General features: G+C 51.7%; 23 protein-coding genes, 1 pseudogene and 3 CRISPR repeat arrays. Of the genes and pseudogenes, 1 reads left to right on the top strand and 23 read right to left on the bottom strand.

The window, feature by feature from the left end; translation table 11 throughout:
* Positions 1-227: 227 nt before the first annotated feature.
* The 23 genes from SDD30_RS15470 to SDD30_RS15360 all read right to left on the bottom strand — a co-directional run bounded on the left by SDD30_RS15470 (position 228) and on the right by SDD30_RS15360 (position 24,852).
* Positions 228-980, bottom strand: a complete 753-nt coding sequence (locus tag SDD30_RS15470) for a hypothetical protein (protein ID WP_434075835.1) — start codon at positions 978-980, stop codon at positions 228-230.
* A complete protein-coding gene (locus SDD30_RS15465; RefSeq protein ID WP_434075834.1) occupies positions 977-1,279 on the bottom strand; it encodes a PrgI family protein in 303 nt (100 codons plus the stop codon). The genes SDD30_RS15470 and SDD30_RS15465 overlap by 4 nt, the downstream gene beginning before the upstream one ends.
* An 18-nt stretch (positions 1,280-1,297) precedes the next feature.
* A complete protein-coding gene (locus SDD30_RS15460) occupies positions 1,298-1,585 on the bottom strand; it encodes a hypothetical protein (RefSeq protein ID WP_434075833.1) in 288 nt (95 codons plus the stop codon).
* 276 nt (positions 1,586-1,861) lie between these two features.
* The gene (locus SDD30_RS15455) at positions 1,862-2,251 is read right to left on the bottom strand and encodes a hypothetical protein (protein ID WP_434075832.1); all 390 of its coding nucleotides are present in this window, start codon (positions 2,249-2,251) and stop codon (positions 1,862-1,864) included.
* 22 nt (positions 2,252-2,273) lie between these two features.
* Positions 2,274-2,564: a hypothetical protein gene (locus tag SDD30_RS15450; protein ID WP_434075831.1), complete on the bottom strand. Its 291-nt coding sequence runs from the start codon at positions 2,562-2,564 to the stop codon at positions 2,274-2,276.
* 12 nt (positions 2,565-2,576) lie between these two features.
* On the bottom strand, positions 2,577-3,116 hold the full coding sequence (locus SDD30_RS15445; protein ID WP_434075830.1) for a hypothetical protein: 540 nt from the start codon (positions 3,114-3,116) through the stop codon (positions 2,577-2,579).
* Between the two features lie 146 nt (positions 3,117-3,262).
* Positions 3,263-3,595 (bottom strand): hypothetical protein, encoded by a 333-nt coding sequence (locus tag SDD30_RS15440; protein WP_434075829.1) that lies wholly within the window; start codon positions 3,593-3,595, stop codon positions 3,263-3,265.
* Positions 3,576-4,391, bottom strand: a complete 816-nt coding sequence (locus tag SDD30_RS15435; RefSeq protein ID WP_434075828.1) for a hypothetical protein — start codon at positions 4,389-4,391, stop codon at positions 3,576-3,578. The genes SDD30_RS15440 and SDD30_RS15435 overlap by 20 nt, the downstream gene beginning before the upstream one ends.
* Before the next feature lie 74 nt (positions 4,392-4,465).
* Complete coding sequence (locus tag SDD30_RS15430; RefSeq protein WP_434075827.1) at positions 4,466-5,611, bottom strand: homing endonuclease associated repeat-containing protein; 1,146 nt, start codon at positions 5,609-5,611, stop codon at positions 4,466-4,468.
* A complete protein-coding gene (locus SDD30_RS15425; protein WP_434075826.1) occupies positions 5,554-6,378 on the bottom strand; it encodes an HNH endonuclease in 825 nt (274 codons plus the stop codon). The genes SDD30_RS15430 and SDD30_RS15425 overlap by 58 nt, the downstream gene beginning before the upstream one ends.
* A 104-nt stretch (positions 6,379-6,482) precedes the next feature.
* Positions 6,483-7,583, bottom strand: a complete 1,101-nt coding sequence (locus SDD30_RS15420) for an RRXRR domain-containing protein (protein WP_434075825.1) — start codon at positions 7,581-7,583, stop codon at positions 6,483-6,485.
* Between the two features lie 408 nt (positions 7,584-7,991).
* Complete coding sequence (locus tag SDD30_RS15415) at positions 7,992-10,184, bottom strand: AAA family ATPase (RefSeq protein WP_434075824.1); 2,193 nt, start codon at positions 10,182-10,184, stop codon at positions 7,992-7,994.
* Positions 10,185-10,225: 41 nt separating this feature from the next.
* Positions 10,226-11,128: a Csf3-related protein gene (locus SDD30_RS15410; protein WP_434075823.1), complete on the bottom strand. Its 903-nt coding sequence runs from the start codon at positions 11,126-11,128 to the stop codon at positions 10,226-10,228.
* A gap of 41 nt (positions 11,129-11,169) precedes the next feature.
* Positions 11,170-12,073: a CRISPR direct-repeat array (repeat unit 31 nt; unit sequence GTTTCAATCCCACCATAGGAAGTTGCCAAAC).
* A gap of 108 nt (positions 12,074-12,181) precedes the next feature.
* Positions 12,182-13,315, bottom strand: coding sequence for a hypothetical protein (locus SDD30_RS15405; protein WP_434075822.1), 1,134 nt, complete (start codon positions 13,313-13,315; stop codon positions 12,182-12,184).
* 63 nt (positions 13,316-13,378) lie between these two features.
* Positions 13,379-14,206, bottom strand: coding sequence for a hypothetical protein (locus SDD30_RS15400; protein ID WP_434075821.1), 828 nt, complete (start codon positions 14,204-14,206; stop codon positions 13,379-13,381).
* Positions 14,199-14,795 (bottom strand): CRISPR system precrRNA processing endoribonuclease RAMP protein Cas6, encoded by a 597-nt coding sequence (cas6, locus tag SDD30_RS15395; protein WP_434075820.1) that lies wholly within the window; start codon positions 14,793-14,795, stop codon positions 14,199-14,201. The genes SDD30_RS15400 and cas6 overlap by 8 nt, the downstream gene beginning before the upstream one ends.
* 301 nt (positions 14,796-15,096) lie before the next feature.
* Positions 15,097-16,008: a CRISPR direct-repeat array (repeat unit 31 nt; unit sequence GTTTCAATCCCACCATAGGAAGTTGCCAAAC).
* 399 nt (positions 16,009-16,407) lie between these two features.
* A complete protein-coding gene (locus SDD30_RS15390) occupies positions 16,408-17,313 on the bottom strand; it encodes a hypothetical protein (protein WP_434075819.1) in 906 nt (301 codons plus the stop codon).
* The gene (locus tag SDD30_RS15385) at positions 17,282-18,706 is read right to left on the bottom strand and encodes a ParB/RepB/Spo0J family partition protein (protein WP_434075818.1); all 1,425 of its coding nucleotides are present in this window, start codon (positions 18,704-18,706) and stop codon (positions 17,282-17,284) included. Before SDD30_RS15385 ends, SDD30_RS15390 begins: the two co-directional genes overlap by 32 nt.
* 88 nt (positions 18,707-18,794) lie before the next feature.
* Positions 18,795-20,408 (bottom strand): DEAD/DEAH box helicase, encoded by a 1,614-nt coding sequence (locus SDD30_RS15380; RefSeq protein WP_434075817.1) that lies wholly within the window; start codon positions 20,406-20,408, stop codon positions 18,795-18,797.
* A 235-nt stretch (positions 20,409-20,643) separates the two neighbouring features.
* Positions 20,644-22,187: direct repeats of the CRISPR family, unit length 31 nt; unit sequence GTTTCAATCCCACCATAGGAAGTTGCCAAAC.
* 301 nt (positions 22,188-22,488) lie between these two features.
* A complete protein-coding gene (locus tag SDD30_RS15375) occupies positions 22,489-22,713 on the bottom strand; it encodes a DUF3467 domain-containing protein (RefSeq protein ID WP_434075816.1) in 225 nt (74 codons plus the stop codon).
* Positions 22,714-22,742: 29 nt separating this feature from the next.
* Positions 22,743-23,159 carry a hypothetical protein gene (locus SDD30_RS15370; RefSeq protein ID WP_434075815.1) on the bottom strand — a complete coding sequence of 139 codons (417 nt, stop codon included), beginning with the start codon at positions 23,157-23,159 and terminating at the stop codon, positions 22,743-22,745.
* A gap of 25 nt (positions 23,160-23,184) precedes the next feature.
* A complete protein-coding gene (locus SDD30_RS15365) occupies positions 23,185-24,408 on the bottom strand; it encodes a DnaB-like helicase C-terminal domain-containing protein (RefSeq protein WP_434075814.1) in 1,224 nt (407 codons plus the stop codon).
* Positions 24,409-24,432: 24 nt separating this feature from the next.
* Positions 24,433-24,852, bottom strand: coding sequence for a replication/maintenance protein RepL (locus tag SDD30_RS15360; RefSeq protein ID WP_434075813.1), 420 nt, complete (start codon positions 24,850-24,852; stop codon positions 24,433-24,435).
* Between the two features lie 372 nt (positions 24,853-25,224).
* Here SDD30_RS15360 and SDD30_RS15355 point away from each other — a divergent pair.
* Positions 25,225-25,658, top strand: a pseudogene (locus SDD30_RS15355) (RNA-guided endonuclease TnpB family protein); the annotation flags it as partial.

Below are 25,658 nucleotides of genomic sequence, written 5' to 3'. Positions count from 1 at the left end.
GTAACGTAGCCCCATCAGGCTTTACGCCCGGTGGCTGAGGCTAATCAACCAGGCTTGAGGGCGTAAGACTACCGCCTTACGTTTGCCTCAAGCCCCCGGCCTTGTGCTGGGGGTGGTTGACGTCGGCTAATAAGCCCTGGTCACCGTTCGCCGTCGTTTGCGCTCTCCACGCCCTTTTTGACGCTTTCGGCCCGGCCGCCCTGGAAAAAGCCTGCAGGAACCTCAACTTAACTCTCAGCCAGAACCTGCCTTGACATTTTAACCGGACTCAACACCCCGGCCGCCACAGCCTGGGACGGCTTGAATAACCTGTCGCGGTTAAATATAGCATGCAGGGCGTCCACTGCGGCTTCCGGCGACAGCACGTCGGCCCTCACTCCCACGGGTTTTATGGCTGATTTGAACCTCTGCACCAGGGAATACAGCTCCCGTTCGGCCGCCTCCCTATCTAAATCGGACGCCCTCAATACGGCGTAAGTCTGCCGGCTGGTGATCCTCCGCATCCGCGACTGGTCGTTAAAATACTGGTACAGCATAAAGGCGTACTGCCCCAAGGGGCCGTCTAAATTTCCCGCTATCTCTAAAAGCTCTTCCGCCGCCCGGCTGAAGTCTATCATTTGGTTGGACGTATAAAACTGCACCGAGTAATCTAAAGCGAACGCCATACCCTGCAGCGCCCGGGCTATGCCCTGCTGCTCTTCTTTGTTAAGCAGGTTAAAGTTAACGCCCCGGATGGCCATCATAACCCTATATTCTCCATCCGGCAATACGATAAGTCCCCATCGCGCAACGTTCCCCGCATGGTCAACTACAGGCAGCTCTTCTACCGCCTTTACCGGGCAAATATTCCAGAAAAGGTCTTTCTCCTTCTCCTCTTTTTCTTCCCGCATCTTTTTTTGAGACTTGTTGATAAAATAGAACATCGTCACTGCGCCTGCAAGCGCTATGACAATCAACAACAAGAAAATAATAGCGATCAACCCCTTTCCGGCCTGCCGGGCCAGGTTTTAGGCGCCTGGCGGAAATGAATATATCCCATCAGGTAGTCGTCCAGCCGGGTTTCTTTAACTTTAAAAAAAGCCAGCGCCGCGAAGGGCGCCTCGCATATCCCCGTGACCATTACTCCTGTCAGGAGCGACCACCTCCCCCAAAAAGGCAGGTAAAATAACCCTGCCAGCGCGGCCCCCGCCACCAGGTAAAGAAACTGCCGGCCAGTAATATAGCCGCCTATCGCTTTATCGACAGAATAGATTAACTGGACTGGCGTTTTATAAACCATTATTTGCACTCCTTTTTTTTACCATGCCCCCAGCAAGAAACGAGTTATCAACTCTCCCATTAAGGCCATCCCTATCGCGATAACGGCCATCAATATCGTTTTCTTTGCGGTTTCCAGTTTTTCGGGCTCGCCAAATGAAGTGGCGAATAAAAAACCGGAATAAATGATGACTACAAAGGCTATCACTCCCACGAAACCAGTTAGTATATGGGCAAAATTTATGACGGGCTTTATGGCTTCGTTCCCTGCTGATAAGGCCACGTCCGGCGGCGGGGAATAGCTTTCGATTATTTTGCTGGGGCTCATTTTTTTAATCGCCTTCTTTCTTCAGGTTTTGCATCTTGCCGCCTAAAAATAAAAGCGCGGGCTTTTACAACCCGCGCTTGTGTTTTACGGCAATAGTTAACCCCGGGGGGATTTTTGTTAAGATTTTTGTTACCCCCCCTGGGGCTAATTCTTTGTTGTCGCTTCGATTATACCCCATATGACTAATTAAATCAAGCAAAATATTTTTAGGCTCACGGGTTTATCGCCCGCGCATAGAATGCCTCCTAAAGCCCCGCATTCGGCCCCTGAACGGCTCTAAGCCGCTGGTGTCAATTTCCCTACCGCGAACTGCACGATAAGCTCGGCCAGAAGGGCCACCGCTAAACCTATTATCGCGTACATGATTGTTTTCTTGGCGGTTTCCACCGTGCGCTCGTTGCCGTGGCTTACAGTGTACATGAAACCCCCGGCTATGATCGCGATCAGGCTGGACACTGCGATAAACCCTACGGCCGCCTGGCCGAAACCCTTGATCGTAGTGGCGATGGTGTTCGCGCTCGAATTGGCGTCGGTGTTGCCGAACCCGTAAATCTCCGGCGCCGCCAGGGCCGATTGAAGTTTAACCCCCAAAGCGGTCATAAACGCCGCCACGCCGGCCAAAATCTCAAACGCCCGACTTTTTAAGATGCCATAAAGCCTGCTCATAGCCTTCTCTCCTTTGCGAAAGTTATTTCACTAACCCCATGACAAAACCAACCAGAACAGGGGCCACGTAAACTATGACCAGCCCCAAGAGACAGAAAAAAATGCCTGCGAGAGCAATTCTCTTTCCAGCCGCACTGATCCCTCCCAATATGAGTATCACGGCGCACACGGAGGCCACCACTAAGGCTATCCTGGGCGTCAGGTAACGGGAAAGCGAAACGATAGTCAGAGCAACGCTGTTGATTTTATTCAACAGCGCGTTGGAATCTATCTTATCAAACCCGTACATCTGCTGGGCGGCGAAAATCCACATAGCCTCACCCCTCTACCCGGCGAAGCGCGTCGCCAAAGCTTGCAGCAACCCCAGAAGCACCGGCAGGCCCCAGAACAGAAGCAGCCCTACCGAAGCCAAAAATAACCCGCCCCAACCGTAACGCTTTAAATTACTGTGACCTACTAAAGCTCCAAGAATAATAATGCAGATGCTCACCAGCATGGCAAAAGTGGCTACCGGAATAACCAACCCCCCTATGGCGGCGTTTAAGCCGGCTATGAATTTATTGACCTTCCCGGCAAACTCAACCGGCGTTACCGGCTTCACGCCTCCGGCGTTATCTATGGCCTGAGAAACGCTGTTGGCAGCGTTCTGGACGGGCTGAGAAACGGTACTGTTCTGGACGGACTGGGAGACGCTGCCCGAAGGGGCCGCCTGGGTCGCACCGGCATCCTGCGCGCCAGCCGCGCCTTCTAAAAACGCCACCGTCGAAACCGGGGCTGCCTTGACCGGTTGCGCCGTAAAGACAGCAGTCGTTATCAGCATGAATACGGTTACGGCTACAAGAATAATATCTTTCCTGCCAGGCATTTTATCGCGGCGTCGAAGCCTTTCCCTCCTTTAAAAATTCCTTCAAACAAAAATTCTTAAGCAAAAGTTTTCAAAAATTGACCCGGTTAACCAAACATCAGGTATGCGCATATCTGTTATAAACCATGGATTATTCCGCTGTCCGGTCATGCACCCCTTTCCACCGCCGCTGCGGCATCAAACGACGGTCTGACTTCCCAGCAGTAAAAATACCCGCCGTCCGCAAACCTGCCCCTATCACCCCCTTTAGTGCGCTTTGTTTCTGAATTTTCTGTTTCATTGCCGTAAAATGCTACGTAGCATTTTTTCCCCAGGACCTGCAGCAGCACCCCTTTCCCCCGGGGCGTCATGACTTCGCGGTTCAAAAATGAATAAAGCAAGGCCGAAGCCTTGCCGAATTTCTGGTAGTCCTCCATGCTCTCTTCCGGCCAGGGCAGGTTTAGCCATTGATCTATAATCTTATGGCCGGTTTTCAGCATGACGGTTGCCCCGTTCTTTTTTTACGCCAGGGTCTTTCTCTTTAATTATGACCCAGCCGCAGTTTTCCAGCTTGCGGTAAATGCTCGGGTCAAGATTATTAGGAACATGGACTATTTTAGACGGAAGCTTAAATTCTATAATTGGCGGCGGTATAGGCAAATATTGGGGATACGACGAGTTAATAAAATATTCGTCAGGCAAAATCGACATTATTTCAGCTTTTCCTTCCATCCACAGCGACCGTTCCATATTATCCCTATAGACGTCCGTTTGCCAAAACGGTATCACCCGCCTTTCCATTATTACGGGCACCAAAAGTTTTATCGCCTCCCGCGGGATTTCCAAGCAATCGGCAAAAACGTCCGCGGCGTCTTCTTCCAGCTCAAACTCTACCTCTTCTTCGGGCTCTCCTTGCATGATCGTCAGCGACGGCCAAATATACAAATCCCCTTTTTGAATTGCTTTATTGACATCGAGCGGCCGGAAATATTCTAGCTTAAAAGTATTTCCGTCTACCGGCGCCTGCAGGAGCCCGGCTACCATAAGATACGGGATGGCAAAGTCGCGGAGGTATTCACTTGCTTTTACTACCCTATCGGCCCAATACAGCCCTTCGGCTCCGGCAGTTTCTTCCACATAACTCGCGAATTTTGATATTTTTTCTTTCTGGGGCTTTCTTATTGTTGTATATATTTCCGGGTCCGGCGTTTGCAGGCAAATTTCTAAACCCATAGGTACAGCGATATAATTTTGCTGGTCCTCTTGGGAATCTTCTTTGGAACTTTCTTTTGCCACCTAAAAACATCCCCTTTTTCTTATAGTAACTTTTGCTTATATTATAGGTTACGCTTTTTGTTAAGGCAAGCCTGCTAAATTTGGTTGTTTGTTTCCGCAAACAACTGCTTTACTTGATATCCCAAGGCGCCGGATATTTTTACCGCCGTGCCGTACTGCACGCGAAGTCCTTTTTGCGCCCTGTATATAGTTGGATTGGTACAGTTTGTTTTTTTAACCAATTCTTCTACCGAAACGTTTTTGGCAATCCTGGCTAACAGCAGCAATGAAATCCCTCTTGAGTTTTTCTTGGCCACCAGCCGGCCTTGATATTTTTGTTCCCGCCATTTTTTCTTCTCAGGCTCGACTACTATCCCGGTTAAAACCGTTACGGCCTTTTGCGCTTCTTTGTTAATTATCTGCCTTATCCTTTCTCGTGTCATCCCTTCCGAAATTCCGATATCCTGCAGGCTTTCACCGCCGACAAACCGCATTAAATAGCCAAAAGCACGGTCTCCCATTTCTTCGGCTATCTTTTTTTCTTCAGGCAAAAAACCTAATGCTTCTATGCCGCGCAGCCAGTCCATTACTATTTTTACTGACCCGTAAGTTTTTTTGTTAATAATTACTATTCCTTTTTCCTGAGCGTATTCTCTAAAATAACGATACCGGGAGTCAAGGTTCCCCAGGGGAATTTCAGTACGCAACAGAAATTTCCTGCCGGCTGCAATTTCGTCAAAAAACTCCGCAAAAACGCTTCTTTGTTTAAGTTTTAAAAGCTGCCGGCGGCCGGGCAGTTTATCCAGCCCTGCGTACTCCAGGGCATTCTTAAAGCTGCCGAAATGTTTAATGATTGTCCGGGCAGCAGGGCAGCTGACAGATATTCCTGCGGAAGACATTACATCTAGTATTGCCGGACGGATGCCGCCCAGCGTCTCAGACAGCCGCCGCAGCGCCCTAGCGCATTCTTCTTTATCGATATTAGTTCCTTGGCGGCGCTGCCGTTTGGTAATCCTGTTGGGCGCAAATCCGGCCGCATCGAGAGCTTTGTTCCAGGACCCAAAAACTTGGTAAAACACTGTCGCAGAAGGCGACCCGACCGCAAAATCCTGCTGCCTCGGGGTGCGGCCCAGCTCTTTTCCTTTTTCCCGCAGCGCCAGAATAAGTTCTTCCTCATTCCAGGCTACGCTGCGCCTGCAGCTGTATCCTCTACAATCTCCTGCAGTTTCCCGTAAAGCCATTCCCACGGCTCACCTCCAAACCGTCTCACTTCTTCGAGCATCCTCACGGCCTTTTCAGCTTTATTTAACATCTTTTCCTCATCAGTCGGCGGCATCTCGCCGTTGGCCGCCTTGATGGCTTCCCGCATCTGTCTAGTCGACCACTGTAATCTCGCCGCCTCTTGAATCCAATATTCGGGATTATTTGTGTTGGCCGCCAGCCGGTGATGGTACCACGTCAACTCGGGTATGCGCATACCTTCTTCAGGAAAGGCTTTGTACGTCTTTACTAGTTCCCTAACTTGAGCGCTGGAACAACGCCCGTATTGGGCTATTTCTCCTGCCTTTAACTGCCGTTCCAGCAGCTCAAACGCTATTTCGCCCTTAAAAAATTTTGTTTCGTCCACTGTTTCGTCCAGGCTGACGTACATCTGGATCAATTCTTCCAACGTGGCGCCGGAATTGATCACATTGCCGGGCTTTATATTGTCTATAGCAAGATTAAGCCCGATTATCTGGCAGATCTCTTCCGGCGTCTTATTCTCCCTTACGGCGACTATCTTTACCAGATCCCCACGGGGTAAATTTCCCGTGTGGGCGGCAAAATGGTGTTCAGCGCACAACTGGATCAGGTTTTCCGGGATATCTCCTCCTCCGGCGCCCCGCGACTTGATGTGGTGGGGTTCCTTATATGCTGGCCTGCCGCACAACTCGCAGTAATTCTTTCGCGCCGCTTTGATGGCGTCAGGGTCTTCGACGCGCGGAACTTTAGATAGAACTTGAGGCATAACGCATCCCCCCATTGTGAAGTTAAATTTCAACTTAGTTTTTAGGCGCCGGAATCCCCTGCCTTCAGGCATGGGAGGGGAGGCGCCTCTTCTTAGATAATTTTTTAGATAACTTTTTCCCACAGGATATTACCTGACCGCCTCAGCAGGCATACCTTCGACGGCACAAACTGACCTATACGCTTTCCTTGGGCGTCCATGACGCCTACCTTTGGGGTTTTCCCTGTCGGCAGCCCGCACACCCAGCCACGGTAGACTTTGCCCGCCTTTTCCGCTTCCACATAGTCGCCCTTTCGGAAGAATTCGCCGTTCGCAGTTCCGCCGAAAAAGGGTCTTACACCGCCTTCCTGGAAATTCTGCCGGTGCAGGCTCCTCCTGGCAAATTCCGGCCGCCGCAATACGTAAAACGGGGCTTCTTCGCAGGTCTCGCACCCGCCCAGGCCGGCAAGCATGGCCATCGCGTCGTTGGCGTGTGATTCAGGAGTTAATGCGTCTTTCCGGGTAGTCTTCTTTAACCCGGCTTCCTCCCGCCAGAGCTTAGTCTGCCAGCCTTCCACCAAAACGAGAGCGCCAAGACTGCGGAGTTCGGTATAGTAGCGCGTCTTGCCGATTTCCACCGTGGAAAAGTACTTGCCGTAGCGTTTGTTGTAGTGGTCGAATTTTACGTCTTCCACGATGAAATATTTGACCGGAAACAATTTACAAAGTTCCCTAACTATCGCCAGCCGGAACAGCACCTTCGCCAGCTGGCTGGGCGCTACCCAGTCGGGTCCGGGACTCCTGGGACGCCACGGACGCCTCCTCGTCTTCCGGTACCGCCTCGCCCGGCGGAGATCGGAGCGGGTGCCCATTTTACCGGGTTTGCCTTTTTTGCCGGATTTTCTCCTATCGGCTATCTTGTCCGGCATTACTGCCATGATCCGTAGCTGAACATAGTAAAAACTAAGGGCAAAGCCGTCGTATTTGGAGCCGGGGTCGTTGGCTAAAATGAAATATTGATTTTGGTTATACTCGGACGTTACTTCGATAGTTAATTGAATGTAGAATAGCCCCAGCTTGCTCCAGCGAGGTTCGGCTTTCCCCACCTTTAAAAGTTTCCTAGCTTTCGATGGCTTGCATGGCATTAACGGTTTGTTATCCCTAGACACCACAGGTATCCGGTCGCTGAAATGCAATACGGACGCTTTCTTGATCTCTTCTTCCACAAAACGTTCCCCCTTCCGGGGTACCGATTGCGGCCCCGAAGGTTATGGTCGCTTTGACGCTGCCCGGAGGACTTCACGCATGGTTTTGGTCATGCGCTTATGGTTCCGGCCTTGAGCGGTTCGGCCGCAGCTCTCCGGGACTAGCGAAACATCCCGGGCTGCTTGTCAGCCCATCCGGCGCGCCTGCTCCCCTTCCGGGAAGCCGTCTAGTCAGCTGTTCTCTGGGAGTACCGCCATCCCACCCCACGATTAAAACAGAAACCTGCCGGTTTACTAACCGGCAAGCCCCCGGCTTTAGCCGTGGGGTCACTGACACAAAATACCCCCTTTTGTTTTTTTGCCCTAATCTTAAAACAAAAACGCGGAGTCGTTCTTTTGGCGCCAGCCCCGCGTCTTTACAAAAACTCCTCAGATTACAACCTTTTGCAGCATCTTCAGATAGTTTGTTTTCCTGCCGGCAGTTTTCGCTTTAGCTGCTCTTACCGCCAGCTTCGGGTCGTCCGTGACTAGTATCACCTTGCACTTCGCCCTGGTGAAAGCGGTATAAAAAAGCTGCCGCTTCCAGGCGTAAGTTAGGCGAGTTTTCCCGCCCATCATGTTCGACAGCAAAGGCAGCACAGCTACGTCCGCCTCAGTCCCTTGGCATTTGTGGACCGTCAGGACGTAGGCCAGGTCCAGGTTGGCGTCAATCTCCAAGCCTTCGTACACGACAGTCCTTCCCGCGCCGAAGTCGACCTCCAGCGATTTTATGTTGCCGAAACTGTCCGGGTGGACAGATACCACTTTTCCTACTTCGCCGTTCATCACCGCGGTCAACCCCCGACCGTCGGACAGCAGGGCGTCATACCTGTTCACCGTCTGCATCACCGGGTCGCCTGCGTGGAAAGGCCAGTTCGCCGGGCCGGGGTTCAGGACGGCCTGGATCTCCCGGTTCAAGTCGTTGACGTCTTTTTTGTGCGGGTGCAGGGCTACCACCGAGCTTCCCCGCAGTCCCCCGTTTCCCTTGATGGCGTTTATTATCGCGCTGCCCATCCCGGGGTTACTGGAATTCACCAGGACGATCTCCACGTCCGGGCTGTTCAGGTCCGCCTCGTCGAGCGTGCCGTCTATTATTTTGGCCGCCAGGGCCGGAATCGTAGAGCCCGCCCCCTGCCTGTGGTTTACCTGGAGTTCCGCATAGCCTTTATTTACACCCCGAAAGACCGCCAGCGTGTCGCGAAAAGGCTGGCCCGGCCCCACCGGCGGCAGCTGGTCGGGGTCCCCGACAAGGACTACGTTGACGCCGTTCGCCGTCGCGTACAGGGCCTTCTCGAAAATGTAAGCATCCAGCATACTAGCTTCATCTACGACCACGACGTCGTAAGGTAGCGGGTTATTCTCGTAATGGTATTTTGTGTTTATGCCGCCGTCGCGAGCCGGCACGGCTTCGATCAGCCGGTGCAGCGTCTGGGCGGGGACGCCTTTCACATCCAGGTTCCTGGCCGCCTTTCCCGTGGAAGCCCCCACGCCTACCCTTAACCCGGCCTTGACGCACGCTTCGTATAGCGCCGCTATGACGTGCGTCTTGCCTTTCCCGGGGCCGCCGGTTATCACCGACACCCCGTGGTCCAGGGCTACGTCCAAAGCGCGCCTCTGGAAGGCGTCCAGTTTATGGATCAGGGCAACTTCGTTTCTCATGAGCGCGGGAACCCGCACCCCCGCAGGCTTGCTGCTCCACAGTTCCCTTATCCTGTTGGCGGCGTGCACTTCGGCGTAATAGAGATGGTCATAAGTGTAAAGGAACACATTGGGATTCTTTTTGCTTGGATAAGGCCGTATCTCCAGCTCTCTTTTCGCCCCTCTTATGGCGTCGTCTATCTCTTGTTCCAATTTTGGGCCTGACAGAAAAGGAAATTTTTCCAACAACCTTTTCTTGACGCGCGGCAATGTGCCGTAAGTGTGGCCCTCTCCGTAAACCCACCCTGCCATCACGGACAGGACAAAGGCGTGCCGCCTCCGCAAGGGGTCGTGGTATTTTACGTAACGAGCTATGTTGTCCATAACATCAAAATTTATCCTGGGCCTGCCGGCCAGGTGGTACGGGTCATTTTTCAAAAGCCGCACCAGGCCCGGGCTGTTCCAATGCGCCAGCTCCATCGCGTCGGCCGACGAAGCCTTGAAATAGCGCAGGAAGTTGATCGCCCGCATCTTATCTAAAAACTCCAGCCTTTTTACAGCCTCTTCCTCCCTGCTTACACCGCACTGCGCAAATATGGTTTGCGCTATCTTGGGCTCGTTGACCAGAAATTCGAAAGCCGGCAGGGAAGTGAGTGCCCCAACTGCGTCTATAACCGCCTTTGCTGCGGACGCCGACACCCAGGCTGGGTCGCCAAAAAACACCTCCCACATCTCGGGGATGTCAGGCAAAAAATAATCGACCGCATCGTAATAACCGCCCCGGTCGACGCACTCGAAGGCCATCCCCCAGTTGGCCAGAGGCAGTTTGGGGCCGCGCAGCCTGATCACCCCTGAACCCTGTGGCATCAGCATGAGGTCCCTTTCCACAATGCCCCTTTCAGGATTCCGGGGCGGCCCGGCCAGGTATCCGTCTAAAATTGGCATAAACACATCTCCTTTCCGTTTTTAAGTTTTTTAAGTTTTTCTTACTCCAGCTTTCCAAACAGCAGCTCGTCTTCATCTTCGTAACTAAACTGCATGGCCTGCACCAGGGCGGCCAGCCCTTTAGGGCCGAAACCCAGACGCGGGTTTATTTCCGGGCTGTCCGGCGTGCCGTCCTGCAGCCCTTCCTGCCACGCCGCCGGCAACGGAAACAGCACTTTTTCCTGCCTTTCCCGCATCCACCGCGGGAAGTCTACGTTGCCGTTGCTCACGTAATAGACGGCAGCCGGCTCTTCTTTTAAGGCGCCGAGGGGCAGAATCCTGGCAGGCGTGACCAGCTCGCTCGTCCGCAGCCAAACCGAATAGTCGCGGCTTGTCCGCCGGACTTCCCACTTCTTGACCCGGCCGAAGCCGCGCTTGCGTTTATACCCGAGAGAGGTGACATTTTGCAGCAGGCTTTCGACTGCTTCGACGTCCCCGCAGCCGTAAAACCTTATCTTCGGCGCGGTGATCAGGATGAAAACTTCCAACCTGTCCCGGTAATACCCGCTGTCCGGGGCGGGCGTCACGGATATCCCTTTATCCCCGGCAGATGGTTTTATGCAGCGCTCCCCGGACCACTTTTGGGTGAACGTATAGGCCCTCTGCGTGACCATCCCTACCGGGAAACCTATGCTGGCCGCGTAGACGTCGCGGCCGCCTATCTTCACTTTAGTAAGCGGCAGTTCAGGCGCTGGTCCTTTCAGGTCCCCTCGCCACACAGGGGCAAAGACGATATCCCCACCCGCACCGTCGCCCCTGCCAGCCGCATCAAGCTCAACCATCACCCGGGCCAATAAAGAGTCCAGGCATACCGGCATCCTGTTCATTGAATTGAACGCCAGAGGCGTCACCAGTTCAGCTTCAACGCAAAAAGGCACATAGCCTTGCTGCTTGATATTTGACACTGCTTTCGCTCCTTTCTTAAATTTTTTGAATTAATTATAAGCCTTGAATCCCACCATAGGAAGTCGCCAAACTATTATAAAGGCAACAGAGGTTGGCAGCAGGAGTGCTGTTTCAATCCCACCATAGGAAGTTGCCAAACCCTTGCTTGTCCGGGACCGCATCTACCATCGCTTGTTGTTTCAATCCCACCATAGGAAGTTGCCAAACAAATGGTTTCCTGGGGCCGGAGCGCTTATGTTTGGGTTTCAATCCCACCATAGGAAGTTGCCAAACTAGGATTTGCGCGGGTTCCCGGGTTTGAGAAGTTTCAATCCCACCATAGGAAGTTGCCAAACTGAAGCCGAGCCCGTTCAAAATGCAGGTGTAAGTCCATTTCAATCCCACCATAGGAAGTTGCCAAACTACTGAAACCGAACGCGAGCTGTTTTCGTATGTCCTGTTTCAATCCCACCATAGGAAGTTGCCAAACCTTCGCCAGGGCAGGGTCGTAGTCTTCCGGCTCGGCGTTTCAATCCCACCATAGGAAGTTGCCAAACACAAAGACCCCCTGAACACCAGTTCGGGTTTAATTCGCGTTTCAATCCCACCATAGGAAGTTGCCAAACTCAATTAAACAAAATGATGATAGATGCCGAAACCGGAGTTTCAATCCCACCATAGGAAGTTGCCAAACCTAATGAAGATGGGGATCCTGCACGAATGCACCCACGGTTTCAATCCCACCATAGGAAGTTGCCAAACTCCACATTGCGCGCAGGTAAGATTTTCTTCTTGGGCAGTTTCAATCCCACCATAGGAAGTTGCCAAACGTGCGGAAATACTGGCTCCGCCATCACCTCATCATGCGTTTCAATCCCACCATAGGAAGTTGCCAAACACGCATATTCGGCAACGGGATAACGATTATAACCGTGTTTCAATCCCACCATAGGAAGTTGCCAAACCCTACCTAAAAATAGGCATCTTTTCCGTATTTTTTGCCGCTCTAACAATTATTTTTGTCGTCGACCCCCGGTGATGTAAAAATTCCCGGAGGCCGACGACAAAAACTCTTAGCTCAAAAGCGCTATTATCTTTTCCTTGATTTTCCCCTTGCAGTTTTCAAGATGGCTTTCGTACAGCCCCTCGTAGTCTTTCTCTTCCCCGTTGGCCGCATAAGTTGAGGGGAAACGGTATTTGAACTCCATTTTGCCGAATCCCCGCTTTACCAACCCGCCGACGTAAGGGTTCTCTGGCAGCAGTTTTCCCGTCACGTATCTCATCGCCGACAGAGCGAGGGCCGCGTCTTTCGCCTCTATGACAATTTCGTGCAGGAATTTTATTCCAGCAGGGACATAAGACACGTTGTACAAACTCCTGCCGTCCTGCTTATCGTCCTTGTCTTTATCTTTTTTGGCGGCCTGCTCCACCGTGCCGTCAGTCCTGGAAAAATGCATCGGTTCGACTTGCCTTAGAAAGACTGCGCTCGGTAGAGCTTCATTAAGCTGGTACTTTTCCTTGAGCTTCGCCTGGCTTAACCCGAACAACGTCGACGTCTCCTGGGTCAAGGGCCACAGGTGCCCCACTCCAACCGTGCTTTCAAGAGTCAGGTTGTTCAGCCAGGCAATCGTCCCGCCGAAAAGTTTGACCGGCAAAAACAAATCCGCGAATTCTTTCACGTCGGGGAAAACGACACGCAGCTTTTCTTTTTGGGCTGCTTTGTCGCCGTTTTTGCCCTTTTTCTTACTCTTGCTTTTTGTCCCGGCCGCCGGGGTTCCGGCGGGCTCGTCTTCTTCCACGTCGCCGTTCGCGTCTAAATTATCGCCGTTTTCCTGCTCCTGGCCGTTGTCCCAATCGCTGCTGTTATTGCTCTTCTTTTGTTCGAGCACCCCGCCATTGAACCAGGTCTGGTACAGTTGGGAATAGTTCACTTTGATATTCTCCAGCTCTTCGTCCGTAATCCCTGCCCTCCGCAGCGCGTCCCGCGCCAGCAAAACCCGGAAAATATGGGTCAAATGGTTGCTGGACACAAGAGGCACTTCAACCATTTTGCCCTCTACATACACAGTCACCACCCGCACCGGCCGGCCGTTGGCCCTTTCTTCGTTCAGCGCCGGCGGCTCGCCGTGCGCTATCGGCGCCAGCGCCGTCGCTACCCCTTCTACCACCACTATCTTCTTCTCGCTATTTAAACTGCCTAAATACATTCATCATTCTCCTTTCTTATTAATTTCTCGTTAATTTGTTGTTGATTAATTCCGCTGTTAATTTCAGTTGCTGATTCTACTCTTTTGCCTGGATTTTCGCTTGCTTTTAGATGCTCCGGAGGTCAACCCGGCATCCCCGGCAGGCTGGCTTTTCTTGGACTTGGACTTGGTTTCCTGGGGCATCGTCAGCCGGTAAATAAAATCATAAAGCAAGGTTTCCTTATAGGCGTCCAGAAGTTCGCTCTTGTAAGGCCTGCCGTTTATTTTGTGTTCCCACCACACCTCCATTTCTTCCACCAGCTCCCTGTGGCGCACCCTGTCGAACAAAATCACCCCGGGCCTGAATGATTTCCGGCTGTGATATAAGACCTGGATTATCCTTGAGCCCGGCTCGTTTACCGGGCTGAACGGCACCCCGTGCGTCTTTTCGTATTTCCATCCGCATATAAACGGTTCGGGCGGCGGGTCGTCTAAAAGCTTGTATAAAAACATCTTTTTCCCGGGCGACTCTTTTTTAGCATCGAACACGCTGACGTTGTCCGCCTCAAACCTTTCCCCCGCAAACCGCGTGGAATTGGTCAAAATGTATGGGTTTCTCAAACTTACCAACGCCTGCTCTTTTAAAACCGCTATGCAGTCCAGGCAGACAAGCAAGTTTGAGTCGAGGCCTCTGGGGAAATCGGTAAAGTTTCCCAGGCTAAAATCATTTAACCCGTCAATTACGCTGTACACCTCTCCTTTCTTAAGGCAAAAACAGCATTTGCCGTTAGTTTTATACTTCTCCCAGGCTTTAACTCTGTCGCCCCATTCTTTGCTCGCCTTGCTTTTCGGCGTGTCGCCGATAATCGCCCTGAGCATGGCGAACGCCGGATACCCTACAGCATCAGCCAACTCTCGCCACCTCCACGTTGCCCATGCCCCAGGACCTTTTCTGGCCTATGCCGGTCAAGCCGGCGACTTTTAAAACCCTGGCCCACGCGGCAGGAATAGTTATGACTATTTCTCCTACAAACCCTTCCTCAAAACCGCAGCCTAAATTCCACGTCCTAACGTCCGTGCGCATTTTTATGAATTTTACCCTGTCCACCGGGAAGTCATCCCGGCCCGTTATCTTCGTCACCCCCTTCATTGCCCGCAGGTAAGCTTCCGGGTCAAACCACGCTATCTTGCTGCCCCCCCACTTTTTCAGTTTCGTCGGCGTAATGTGTTTAATTTTAAGCAAGGCATCACCTCTCAGTCTAAAATCCGGCTGGGGCGCTGTTATTTCCAGACCGGGCAGCTTTCTGGCCGCCTTTGCCAGCTCCCCCCAGGTCACAAGCGCGGCCCCACCACCTTGTATCTTATAAGCGAAGCTGCAACTCACGCTGCCGTCGTGGGACGGCGACGCGCTTTTCCCTAAAATCCTGTAGGTAGTGTCAATAAAATCCCGCGGCAGTATTACATCATGGGAAATCAAGCCGCAGCGTATTACTTGAAGCAAATCAAAACCCCCTTTTTTAAGTTTTAACCAACGGTGCACAAATAACCCTTCAAAAAAACAATTAAGCGCAGGTTTTTTAGACCTGCGCTCCGGCGTCAAGACAGCACTTAACCCAGGCAGGGTTTCTGTTAAGATTTTTGTTACCCCCCTGGGTCATTAGCCTTTGTTTGTTATCTCCAGTATACTCGTTGCGACCAATTTTGTCAAGCGCCATTTTGTTAATCGTGCGGGTTTATTTAATCCTACCAGAGGAAGTCACCAAACGGCCCACAACCAGGGAGCTTTACGCCTACATTGCTGCATTTTAATCCCACCATAGGAAGTCGTCAAACATCGGAAACGCGGCGCCGGTAACCATCAGGCTTTACCGGTTTCAATCCCACCATAGGAAGTTGCCAAACGTGGCTTACTTATACTTGCCATTACTTTTTCACTCCAGTTTCAATCCCACCATAGGAAGTTGCCAAACCCGGTAAAACCAAAAAGGAGGAATCTAACTAAAATGTGTTTCAATCCCACCATAGGAAGTTGCCAAACATGCGTATTCATTAATATGCTTATGTAGTGATATACGTTTCAATCCCACCATAGGAAGTTGCCAAACAGGGCAAAGCCCTGGCTGCTGCCCCGCCTTCCTCGGCGTTTCAATCCCACCATAGGAAGTTGCCAAACCTATCGGTGTCGTCGAGAGTGTCTAAGAAATCGTTGAGTTTCAATCCCACCATAGGAAGTTGCCAAACGCAGTTTGCAATAGTGTTCCTGCTTCCACCCCGAGGTTTCAATCCCACCATAGGAAGTTGCCAAACGCAAGTCTACTGGGGGGACTTCGGCATGGCGGCAGACGTTTCAATCCCACCATAGGAAGTTGCCAAACGTGCCCTGGCCCAGGGCCATACCCGGCAAGAAATTGAGTTTCAATCCCACCATAGGAAGTTGCCAAACCGCCCTGGGGGGCTACATCGAGTTTGTTGTCGAGGCCGGTTTCAATCCCACCATAGGAAGTTGCCAAACTTCCTGTTACTGGCGTTGACGATACCGCTGCACCATGTTTCAATCCCACCATAGGAAGTTGCCAAACAGGCTCACCCCGGAACAGCCAGCCTTTTTCTTCGTCGGTTTCAATCCCACCATAGGAAGTTGCCAAACGATGGAAAGGCGACCTTGAAAAAGGTCTTGCTATCCGTTTCAATCCCACCATAGGAAGTTGCCAAACTCATCCTGAAACCCGCGTCTTTCCTGGATTTTTAGTCGCTCTAGTAGCTATTTTTGTCGTCGACCTCCAATGATGCAAAAATCCCCGATGATCGACGACATTCCCCTACGACCTTATCATGGTATGCGCGTACCACCTCCCTTATAACTTATTTTGCCCCAGGCAATGCTTAACCCCAAGGGACAACTTGTTAAGATTTTTGTTACCCCCCCTAGGGGCTAATTCTTTGTTGTCGCTTCGATTATACCCCATATGACTAATTAAGTCAAGCAAAATGTTTTTAGGCCCACGGGTTTATCGCCCGCGCATAGAATGCCCCCCAAAGCCCCGTATTCGGCCCCTGAACGGCCTTTCTCCTTGAGATCATAAAATTATGCGGTAAAAATAAAAATATGCCGCTCAAAAAAGATCGTCTAAATCATCGACGTCCGAAAATCTTTCGTCCACCAGGCGTTTCGGCAGTTCAACCGCCGGGGCCGGCAGCACCGCCGTTACTTTTTCTGGGACAGACTTCAGGTCCGCTTCTATCCTCGGCAGCCACTTTTTGTATACAAAATACTCTTCGTCTCGCACACTGAACGCGAGGTGTTCCCGCAGCACGGCTTTTATATTTACCTCGGCAACTCTTCTTAGCCCATTTTTCAACCCTTCCAGCACTTCCAGCTCTTTGTGAGAAACCGCCTTCCCGGCCGCGTTTTTAAAAGCACGGCCGATAATCCCGGCCGTGTCTTCTAGCTGCTGCCTGCTGTGGTACATTATGCGCATGTATCCAGCAGCAAGGTGGCTTTTTAAGGCGTTGTTGAGATAGCAGTCTTCCAAAAGTTTTAGCCCGCAGACCGCCACCGCCTTGCTGAACCATTCCTGGTTGTGGAAAGATTGGTTGAAAAGATATGCTCTCTCTTTGCCTACAAACGCAGGGTCAGTCAGCTTCCGGGCCACATATTCAATGTACTGGCAAAGCCTTGAAGCACTCCAGACGCCGCCCTCAAAATGCTTCGGGCGTTCCCTCCGGTACAGCCGGACTATGCCCGGCCGCAGTATTTTGTTATGGCGGACATAATCGTTTAACCAGCCGAGAAGCATTTCTTTGCTGGCCGTCCCGGGAGGCGCGCCGTCCATCAAGTCCGCATAATGAACATGGCTCCAATTTCTGGCCAGGTATATCTCGCTGGCGATATCTATCTCTTCTAATATTCTTTTTTCTGCTTCTTTTACCGCAAAACTTTCCAGCTCTAAAAGTGTCGGCCTGTCCCGGCTTCCGCGGCTTTTAGGGTTATCTGGACCCGCTGGAAAAGTCGGCTTCAATTACGACACCACCTTTTATGCTTACCCAGGACCGCATTTCGCTTGCCGCCTTATCCAAAAGCTCCGCAAACTGCATCACGTCTTCATAAACTTCGGGGTCGTCCGCAAGCATTTTAACTTTAAATTCCGCATCTTTCATGTATTTCCCTAAAGCCTGCGCCAGAGCCGACAACGAGTCTCGGACCATGTACCGGTTTTTCTTTACTAATTGCGACCTGGTGAGGGCTAAAAGCTCCTGATTCTTTTGCTCCAGTTCCTGCTTAAGCTTTTTGTAATCCTCAGGCATTTTCTCGACCACTTTGGGTGGCCGGTTTTCCAGTTCCTTTATGGTCTGATGGAGACCGGCGATTTCTTCTTCTAGCTTTTTAATCCGGTTTTCCTTTTCGCTTAAAACTTTATCGAAATGTTCCTTAACCTTTGCCTTTGCCTCTCCTAGTTTTTCCGCCAGCTCTTTAACCCTAACATCTGCCGTTTCTTTCTGCCGGGTAATATGTTCTATCCTCGCCTCTAGCTTTTCGATTTTTTCCTGCTCTTGCTTAGCGGCGTCTTTCCGGGCATTTTCTATATGTTCCTCCAGAGTGCTTTTTAACTCGGCCAATTCTTTCCTGGCGGCGTAAAGGTCTTCTTCAGCCATGGCACCCCTCTCCTGGGCCTCTTCCAACTTTTTCTTCAACTGCTCCGCTTCAGCCGTGCCCGCCCGGAGTTCTTTAGCCTCTTTGACCGTGATTTCACTGATAGCTTCACCCAGGGCGTCAAACAGCTCTTTTTGGGCTTCCGGCGATAAATAAGCCAGCTGTTCTGCGGCAGTAGTACCTAATCTTCCTTTCGATATCAGGGACTGCAATTCTGGAATAAGTTCGTTTAATTTAAGAAGTCTTTTTACCGTACGTTCTTCTTTTTCGCCAATTGCATAGGCTATATCTTTTAAAGTCTTATTTTCAGAATTTTTCAAGAGGACATTTTGTCCTCTTGCTTCTTTTTCGCAATTTTGTGTGATTTCATCCTGGCCTTTTGCGTTTCTTGCTCCTCCCCAGCGGATATCCCAATACCTCGCCAGAAACTCTGCCCTCCTGGCTTTCCTGATCGGGTCATCGTCTGCCTGCCGCCGCTCGTGGTTGTCGGCAATCAGCAGGTACTCCGCTTCCTCCTGAGATATATCAAGCACTTCCACCGGCACAGTTTCCAGCTCTAACTCCAGGGCTATTTTTAACCTCTGGTGCCCGGCAATGACGGTGTAGTCCGGCAGAACTTTAATGGGATCCCGGATACCGTTAAAGGCTATGCTGCGCTTGATTTCTTTGTACTTATCTTCCGGCAGCGGACTGTAATACTCATCATTTTTGGGATGCGGTTTAAGTAATTTCGGATTAACCTTGCTTTGCACAAAAAACATCTCCTTTTTTTAACAAATTAAACAAAATTTATACAGCCGCCCCGCCGTCCTAGACCCCCAAACGGCAACCATCTTTAACAAATTTAGGTTAAGCCTTTCTTTTTTTTTCTCTGGCCGCCTGCCTGGCGGCGAAAAACTTGTCCAGCATCTCCGCCGCCTCGCCCCTGGTGATGCCCGGCCTGAAAAGACCCAACTTCACCAGCCATTCTACCTGCTTTTCCGACGGCGGCTGCTTCCTCCACCTCGCTTCCTTGGACGCGAAATACTTTGCCTTCCAGCCTAACTTTTCCCGCAGGTACTCTTCGGCCAAGCCCTGGGCGTAGCCGATATCCAAAGGCCTCTGGTTCAAAAGCCTCGTCCCTTTTTCCTGCCGGTATTCCACGCTGTACAGCCCGCCCCCCAGAGGGACAAGGTAGATGTATTCTCCGGGGGCTACGGGTAACCGCATAACATCTCCGGCCACGGTCCACTGGAAGGCCGACCGCGCCAGGACCTCCACCTGCTCGACGACCACATCCTCCGGGGCGATAACTGGCCCGGAAAACTGTAGGGACGTTTTATGCTTCTTGCTAGCCGCCTTTTTCTTCACGGCTTCCAGCAGGCTGCCGCCCACTTCGTCCAGCCCGAACAGGGTCGGCAGCGTCAGGGCGTCGTTGCGGGCGCAGTTATCCGCAACGTCAATCACCAGGCAGTCCTGCTTGCCGGGGTACAGCCTGGTCCCACGGCCCAGCATCTGCACGAATAACACCCTGGACCTGGTGGGCCTGGCCATGATCACGCAGTCCGTCGCGGGGATGTCCACTCCTTCGGTCAGGATGCCGCAGTTCGTCACCACCTGGATGTCGCCTTTGCTGAAAGCCTCCAGGACCTCGACGCGCCTCTTGTACGGCATATCCCCCCAGACGGCCTCGGCCTTAATCCCGTTCGCCCTGAACACAGCGGCAAGGTCGACGGCGTGCTGCACGTCCACCGTGAAGGCTATCGCCCGCCGGCCGGAGGCGTTTTCCTTAAACGCCTTTACGATGATCTGGTTCCGCGCCGGGTTGTTTAAGATATCCCCCAGCTGTTTCTCATCGTAGTCGCCCCTTTTTATTTCCACCGACGATATGTCGGTGTCGGTCTTCACCGCCAGGCCTTTTATGTCCACCAGGTAGCCGGCTTTGATCAAGGACAGGATGCTGCGCTGGAAGGTTATCTTCTGGAAGACCTTCCCCAACCCCACGCCGTCGCCCCGGAAGCCCGTGGCCGTAACGCCTAAGAGGAGTTTCCCAAGGTCGTCTTCCATGAAGCCGAGCCCGTTCAAGATGCAGGTATACGTGCCGGCCGTGACGTGATGGGCCTCGTCCACCACCATCAGGCCGAACCTGCTTTTATCGAACTCCTCCAGGCGGGAAGGCCGGGAAAGGGTCTGGACGCTGGCGACCACCACGTCTTTGCCCTGGTGGTCGTTTTCTTGGGCTTTCACTATGCCTAAACTGGCCTCCGGCCAGACGATGCTGAATTTATCCGCCGCCTGGCGCACTAGCTCGTCCCGGTGGGCCAGCACCAGGGTCGGCTTCTTGAGGACCCTGGCCAGAGAGGCAAAAACTACCGTCTTCCCGCCGCCGGTGGCGATGATTACCAGCTGGCGGGTAACGCCTGACTTGTATTCGTCTATAATCGCCTTCATGGCCTCTTCCTGGTAATCCCGCAACCGGAGCACTGGTAAATCTACTCCTTCGTTTTCATTTAAGAATAACGTGTATGTATCTCTCTAAAAAATAATTAAGCGCAGGCTTTTTAGACCTGCGCTTCGGCGTCAAGACAGCACTTAACCCAGGCAGGGTTTCTGTTAAGATTTTTGTTACCCCCCCTGGGTCATTGGCCTTTGTTTGTTATCTCCAGTATACTCGTTGCGACCAATTTTGTCAAGCGTCATTTTGTTAATCGTGCGGGTTTATTTAATCCCACCAGAGGAAGTCGCCAAACCCGAAAGGCAAATAGGCAACACCGCCAGGCTGGTTTTCCGTTTCATTCAATCCCACCATAGGAAGTCGCCAAACACAGTGGCCCGCTAAACACAGTGGCCCGCTTCGTACCGCCCTTTTTCGGTTTCGTTTCAATCCCACCATAGGAAGTCGCCAAACAGGCGAGGCGACATAGCGAGGGTCCGGGGAGAATCGAGTTTCAATCCCACCATAGGAAGTCGTCAAACTCTATTACTTTCCTTGACTCGTGCTGCACACTCTAATTTCAATCCCACCATAGGAAGTTGCCGAACGGTAAAGCCCGGAAGGAGCGATAAGATACATCGGAGGGTTTCAATCCCACCATAGGAAGTTGCCAAACCGACCTTTCCAGGGAAAATTTCTTCAAAAAAAGTATAGTTTCAATCCCACCATAGGAAGTTGCCAAACCCCATGTACTTTCTAATGCGCTTCGAGGTGTCCCGGTTTCAATCCCACCACAGGAAGTTGCCAAACCGGGCATCATCGAGCGCTTGGTCCAGGTGGGGTACATGTTTCAATCCCACCATAGGAAGTTGCCAAACAACCGGACTCCGAAAAAGCCGATGAATATGTGTGTAGTTTCAATCCCACCATAGGAAGTTGCCAAACTTAATAAAGGCTTCCCGGGAAGGCAGAGGCATATTCGTTTCAATCCCACCATAGGAAGTTGCCAAACCTTTTCCACGTCCACGCCCGCGCTCTCCCACCCGAGTTTCAATCCCACCATAGGAAGTTGCCAAACGCGGCGGGCCCCCCCCACAAAAACAAAAAGCGCCGGCAGTTTCAATCCCACCATAGGAAGTTGCCAAACTGTTTTACGCCTTCGGCACCTGCCGGATGCCAGAGGATTACGAGTTTCAATCCCACCATAGGAAGTTGCCAAACGTGTAGCCTGGTTTTTTTATTGTCAACTGAAAGGAGTTTCAATCCCACCATAGGAAGTTGCCAAACGTGGAGGATTTTTTCTTTGGTTTGAGGATGTCGTTGTTTCAATCCCACCATAGGAAGTTGCCAAACCACGGGTGCAATCGCCCGGCGGCGTATGAGGTTGTATTGTTTCAATCCCACCATAGGAAGTTGCCAAACAAAAAGATACGAAAGGGGCTAAGTAATGGATGCCATGTTTCAATCCCACCATAGGAAGTTGCCAAACCGCAAATACAGCCAGGCGTTCCCCCGCGCCTGGCGTGTTTCAATCCCACCATAGGAAGTTGCCAAACGAGGCAAAATGTGCTACTACGTACCGCAATATCCGAAGTTTCAATCCCACCATAGGAAGTTGCCAAACCTTGTTTTGCGGCCCCGTTCGCGACGGGAGGCGAGCCGGTTTCAATCCCACCATAGGAAGTTGCCAAACGGTAGTGGCGGAAATATTGATGTATCCTTGCGGACTGGTTTCAATCCCACCATAGGAAGTTGCCAAACACGGGCGGCCTGCGTTCGGCTTTAGGGCCTTTAGGCGGTTTCAATCCCACCATAGGAAGTTGCCAAACTCATCCTAAAACCCGCGTCTTTCCTGGATTTTTAGTCGCTCTGGTAGCTATTTTTGTCGTCGACCTCCAATGATGCAAAAATTCCTGATGATCGACGACATCCCTCTATGACCTTATCCTGGTATGCGCGTACCACCTTCCTTATTTTGCTTCAGGCAATGCTTAATCCAGGAGGGCAACCTGTTAAGATTTTTGTTACCCCCCCTGGGGGCTAATTCTTTGTTGTCGCTTCGATTATACCCCATATGACTAATTAAGTCAAGCAAAATATTTTTAGGCCCAGCTGGTTAAAATTTGGGTTTTACTCCGGTATGGCCCCGTTATTCCGTTCCCAGGCAATGACGGCGTTGGCCAATATTGTAAGCATCGCTTTGGCCGTTACCGGCGAAAGGTATACATCCAAAAAAAAATCTTCTTCCGGGATGTTGGGCGAGCTGCGGTTGGACTTTATCCCGAACTGTAGCAGGAAATCTGCCGGGCCTGCCTGGATCTGCACAAGGTTCGCGTAGACAGCGGATTCTTCCATGATTACCCATCTCCTTCGTTGAAAAATCGTTAAACAGCAATAAAAAGTTGAGGCAGCTCTAATAGCCGCTCGTATTGTTCCTGCCAGCGCTGTTGAATCTCTCGATCTTGAGCAGTCTGCGCAGGATTTCTGTCCGGCGCGTAAACTACCGCGTGGCGGAGTTCGTCGCCTTTCTGCCATATAACATGCAAGTGCGGGATATAACTATGAACGCTACTGGGACCTACAAAAAAGGAGTTTCTTCTTCTGGCCGCAGGGCAGTGAACATGGTAATTCACCCATCCCCAGGGCACCCCTTTGAGTTCCCCTGTCCTGGGGTCAAGCAAATCCTCTACGGCTAACTGCTTAAACACTGCCAGCGTCATCTGCTTACCGCTAATTCGCACCACATGCACCGCAACGGAAACGGTTTCTATTTCGGCTTCGCTTACTTTAATATTTTTCATGCTTTTCTCCTCTTTCCTGATAATCTTAAAACAGTTTTTCTATTTCTTCCGGCAAACTGCCCGGATCGCTCGCGCTTTCATCAACAACATCGCTTATCTTTAACGTTGCCCCGTCAATAAAAACGGGTATCCTCACTCCTCTCTTCGCGTGCCTGGCCTTCTCCACGGTGATGACGTGGGTACCTTCCTCGCCTTCCCCGGCTTCCTCAAGGTATACGGCCGAGTCGGCGTCCCTGAGCATCCCCGAGCTCCCCGCCAGCTGCTTTTTGTCGTTGAGCTGCGCCAGCATGACGACCAGGATATCCAGTTCCTGCGCTATGCTCTTCAGCTGCCGGGAAGCGTTGATAAGCATCTGCCAGCCTTCCATATCGCGAGTCTTGTCCTCCAGCCTCTGTATGTAGTCCACTACCAGCACTTTTAACCCCTTGCTCACTTTCGCTTCCCGGGCCATCGCCAGCACTTCCCTGATGTCCGCCCAGGGCAAGGCGTCCGTGATGTACAGCGCCGCCCCGGCCTTCTTCGTCCGCAGCAGCTTTTTCAGTTCGTCCCGTTTATCTTTGTCAAGGTTCCCCTGCCGCAGGCTGGCCACCGGCACGCCTGTCATCAGGGAAAACAGCCTGAAGGCCAGCTCATGCCAGCCCATCTCCGTGTTGACGTAAAGCGTCGGCATTTTCCGCTCTATCCCCAGGTGGTGCGCTATGTTGAGCGCTAAAGCAGTCTTGCCTTTGCCGGTCTCCCCGGCGATTATCACCAGGTGGCCCGGCTCCGGCAGGACTGCCTTCGTTATCCCCGGCACCCCCAGGTCTATCACGGGAGAACCCTGAACGCGGCCTTCGAACTCGTCTATGCCTTTCTCGATCCAGTCTTCTGGCGCTAGGATTTCTACCGAGGAAGGTATGCTCACCCTGGCCGCCGCCTGCATGAACTGCTTCAGAAAGGCTTCGGGGTGTTTTGAGGCACCGTTGCTCAAAGCCTGGAGAGCCTTTCTGCTCACGGCTTCTACAAGCCGGAGTTCGCTTAAAGCCCTGAGCCTGGTTACCGCGGCCCCCAGGTCGCCCGGGGGCGCCGCACCCGCAGCTAATTCTTTCCCCGCATTCGTATCCCCGCCGGCAAGGGTAACCCACGCCCGGCGGCACTGGGTATCAAAAAAATCCTGGGGCCTCAAGCGGGAAAATAGAAAGCCCCTGGCCCCTTTGTCGTTCGCCGCCGCCGATATGACGGCCAGTTCCAGGTTCTTGTCGAACAGCATGATTATCGCCCCAATCAGTTGCTATTAATTATTTGCCTGAGACCAGTATTTTACCAGGTTGCCGCGGTATAAATACTCGGGATTAAACCGGTAAATATACTGCCTGGGATATAACTGGGATATATATTTGTGCTGGCATAATTTGTTAAGATGAGTACGAATTGTCCGTTCTGATAGTCCCAACGTTTTAGCGATTTCCTTAGGATAAGCGGCTATTATGGGTTCTGAATTTGGGGGTAATTCCTGCAGTTTATTCATCAGCCAAAACAAGGTATCTGTAGCGCCGTTTAAATTTCCTCGCAGGTCCATAATCACTTTTTCAGAAAACAATCTGAACACCTTTAGATAATTTTTATCTTTTTGCTCCGGTATAACAGAAATTACATTTAAAATTTCTCCGGTTTGAACGTCAACAACCTTCTTGTTACCATGAAGATACTCCATAACACAATCTCCTTTTTCTGAATTTTTTTTATGTGGAAACCGCATTTCCGTTCAGAGGAAAAAAATTTCCGTTCAACGGAAATTTTTTTCCACTTTCGCGCCCGGAAAGCCTTGAAATTCCTAGATTCTTTCTTTTGCGATTCTCATCTATATATACCGTGCGCGTTTCCTGTTTTTAGTTATTATTTCTTTTTAGTTTTAGTATTTTCTATTTAGATACACTGATTTTCTTCACCCCATTCCGCGCTGGAAGCCCCGGCCTTCAGGCCTGGGGAGGAAAGCGCGGTTGATTTTTCCAATAAAGAATGCTAAACTTAAAACATGAAACGAACAAACGTTGTCCGGCTTGTCCCCGACAAGAATACCAGACCCGTGCTTAAAATCATGGGCGACCGGTGCGCGGCCCTCTGGAACGCCACCCAGTACCGGATGCGGCAGGCGTTCTTCCAGGGCTTGCCCGTCCCTTCCTATGCCAAGCTGTGCGAAGAATTCCAGAACCACGACGCCTACAAAGCCCTGCCCTCCGACATGGCGCAGGAGATTTTGAAAAAAGCCCGTCAGTCCTGGAACTCGTTCTTCGCCTGCCTGCGGCTCTACCGGAACGGTAAACTGGAAAACAGGCCGCGTATTCCGGGTTACTGGAAAGACAGGAAATCCGGACAGCGTTTCTTCAAAGTGATACCCGTCAAGTCTCCCCGCTCTTATTCCCTGGCGGCCAGGGCCCTTGCCGTAACCCTGCCGGCCGACCTGCGCGGCAACGGTCGATTGGTTATCCCCGCAAGAGGCGTCCTCAAGTTTTCCGGCAA

It is taken from the genome of Moorella naiadis (nom. illeg.), from assembly GCF_051020825.1.
Lineage (GTDB): Bacteria > Bacillota > DSM-521 > Neomoorellales > Neomoorellaceae > Neomoorella > Neomoorella naiadis.
Note: the sequence above shows the minus strand (reverse complement) of the source record. Positions and strands in the feature narration are given on the sequence as shown.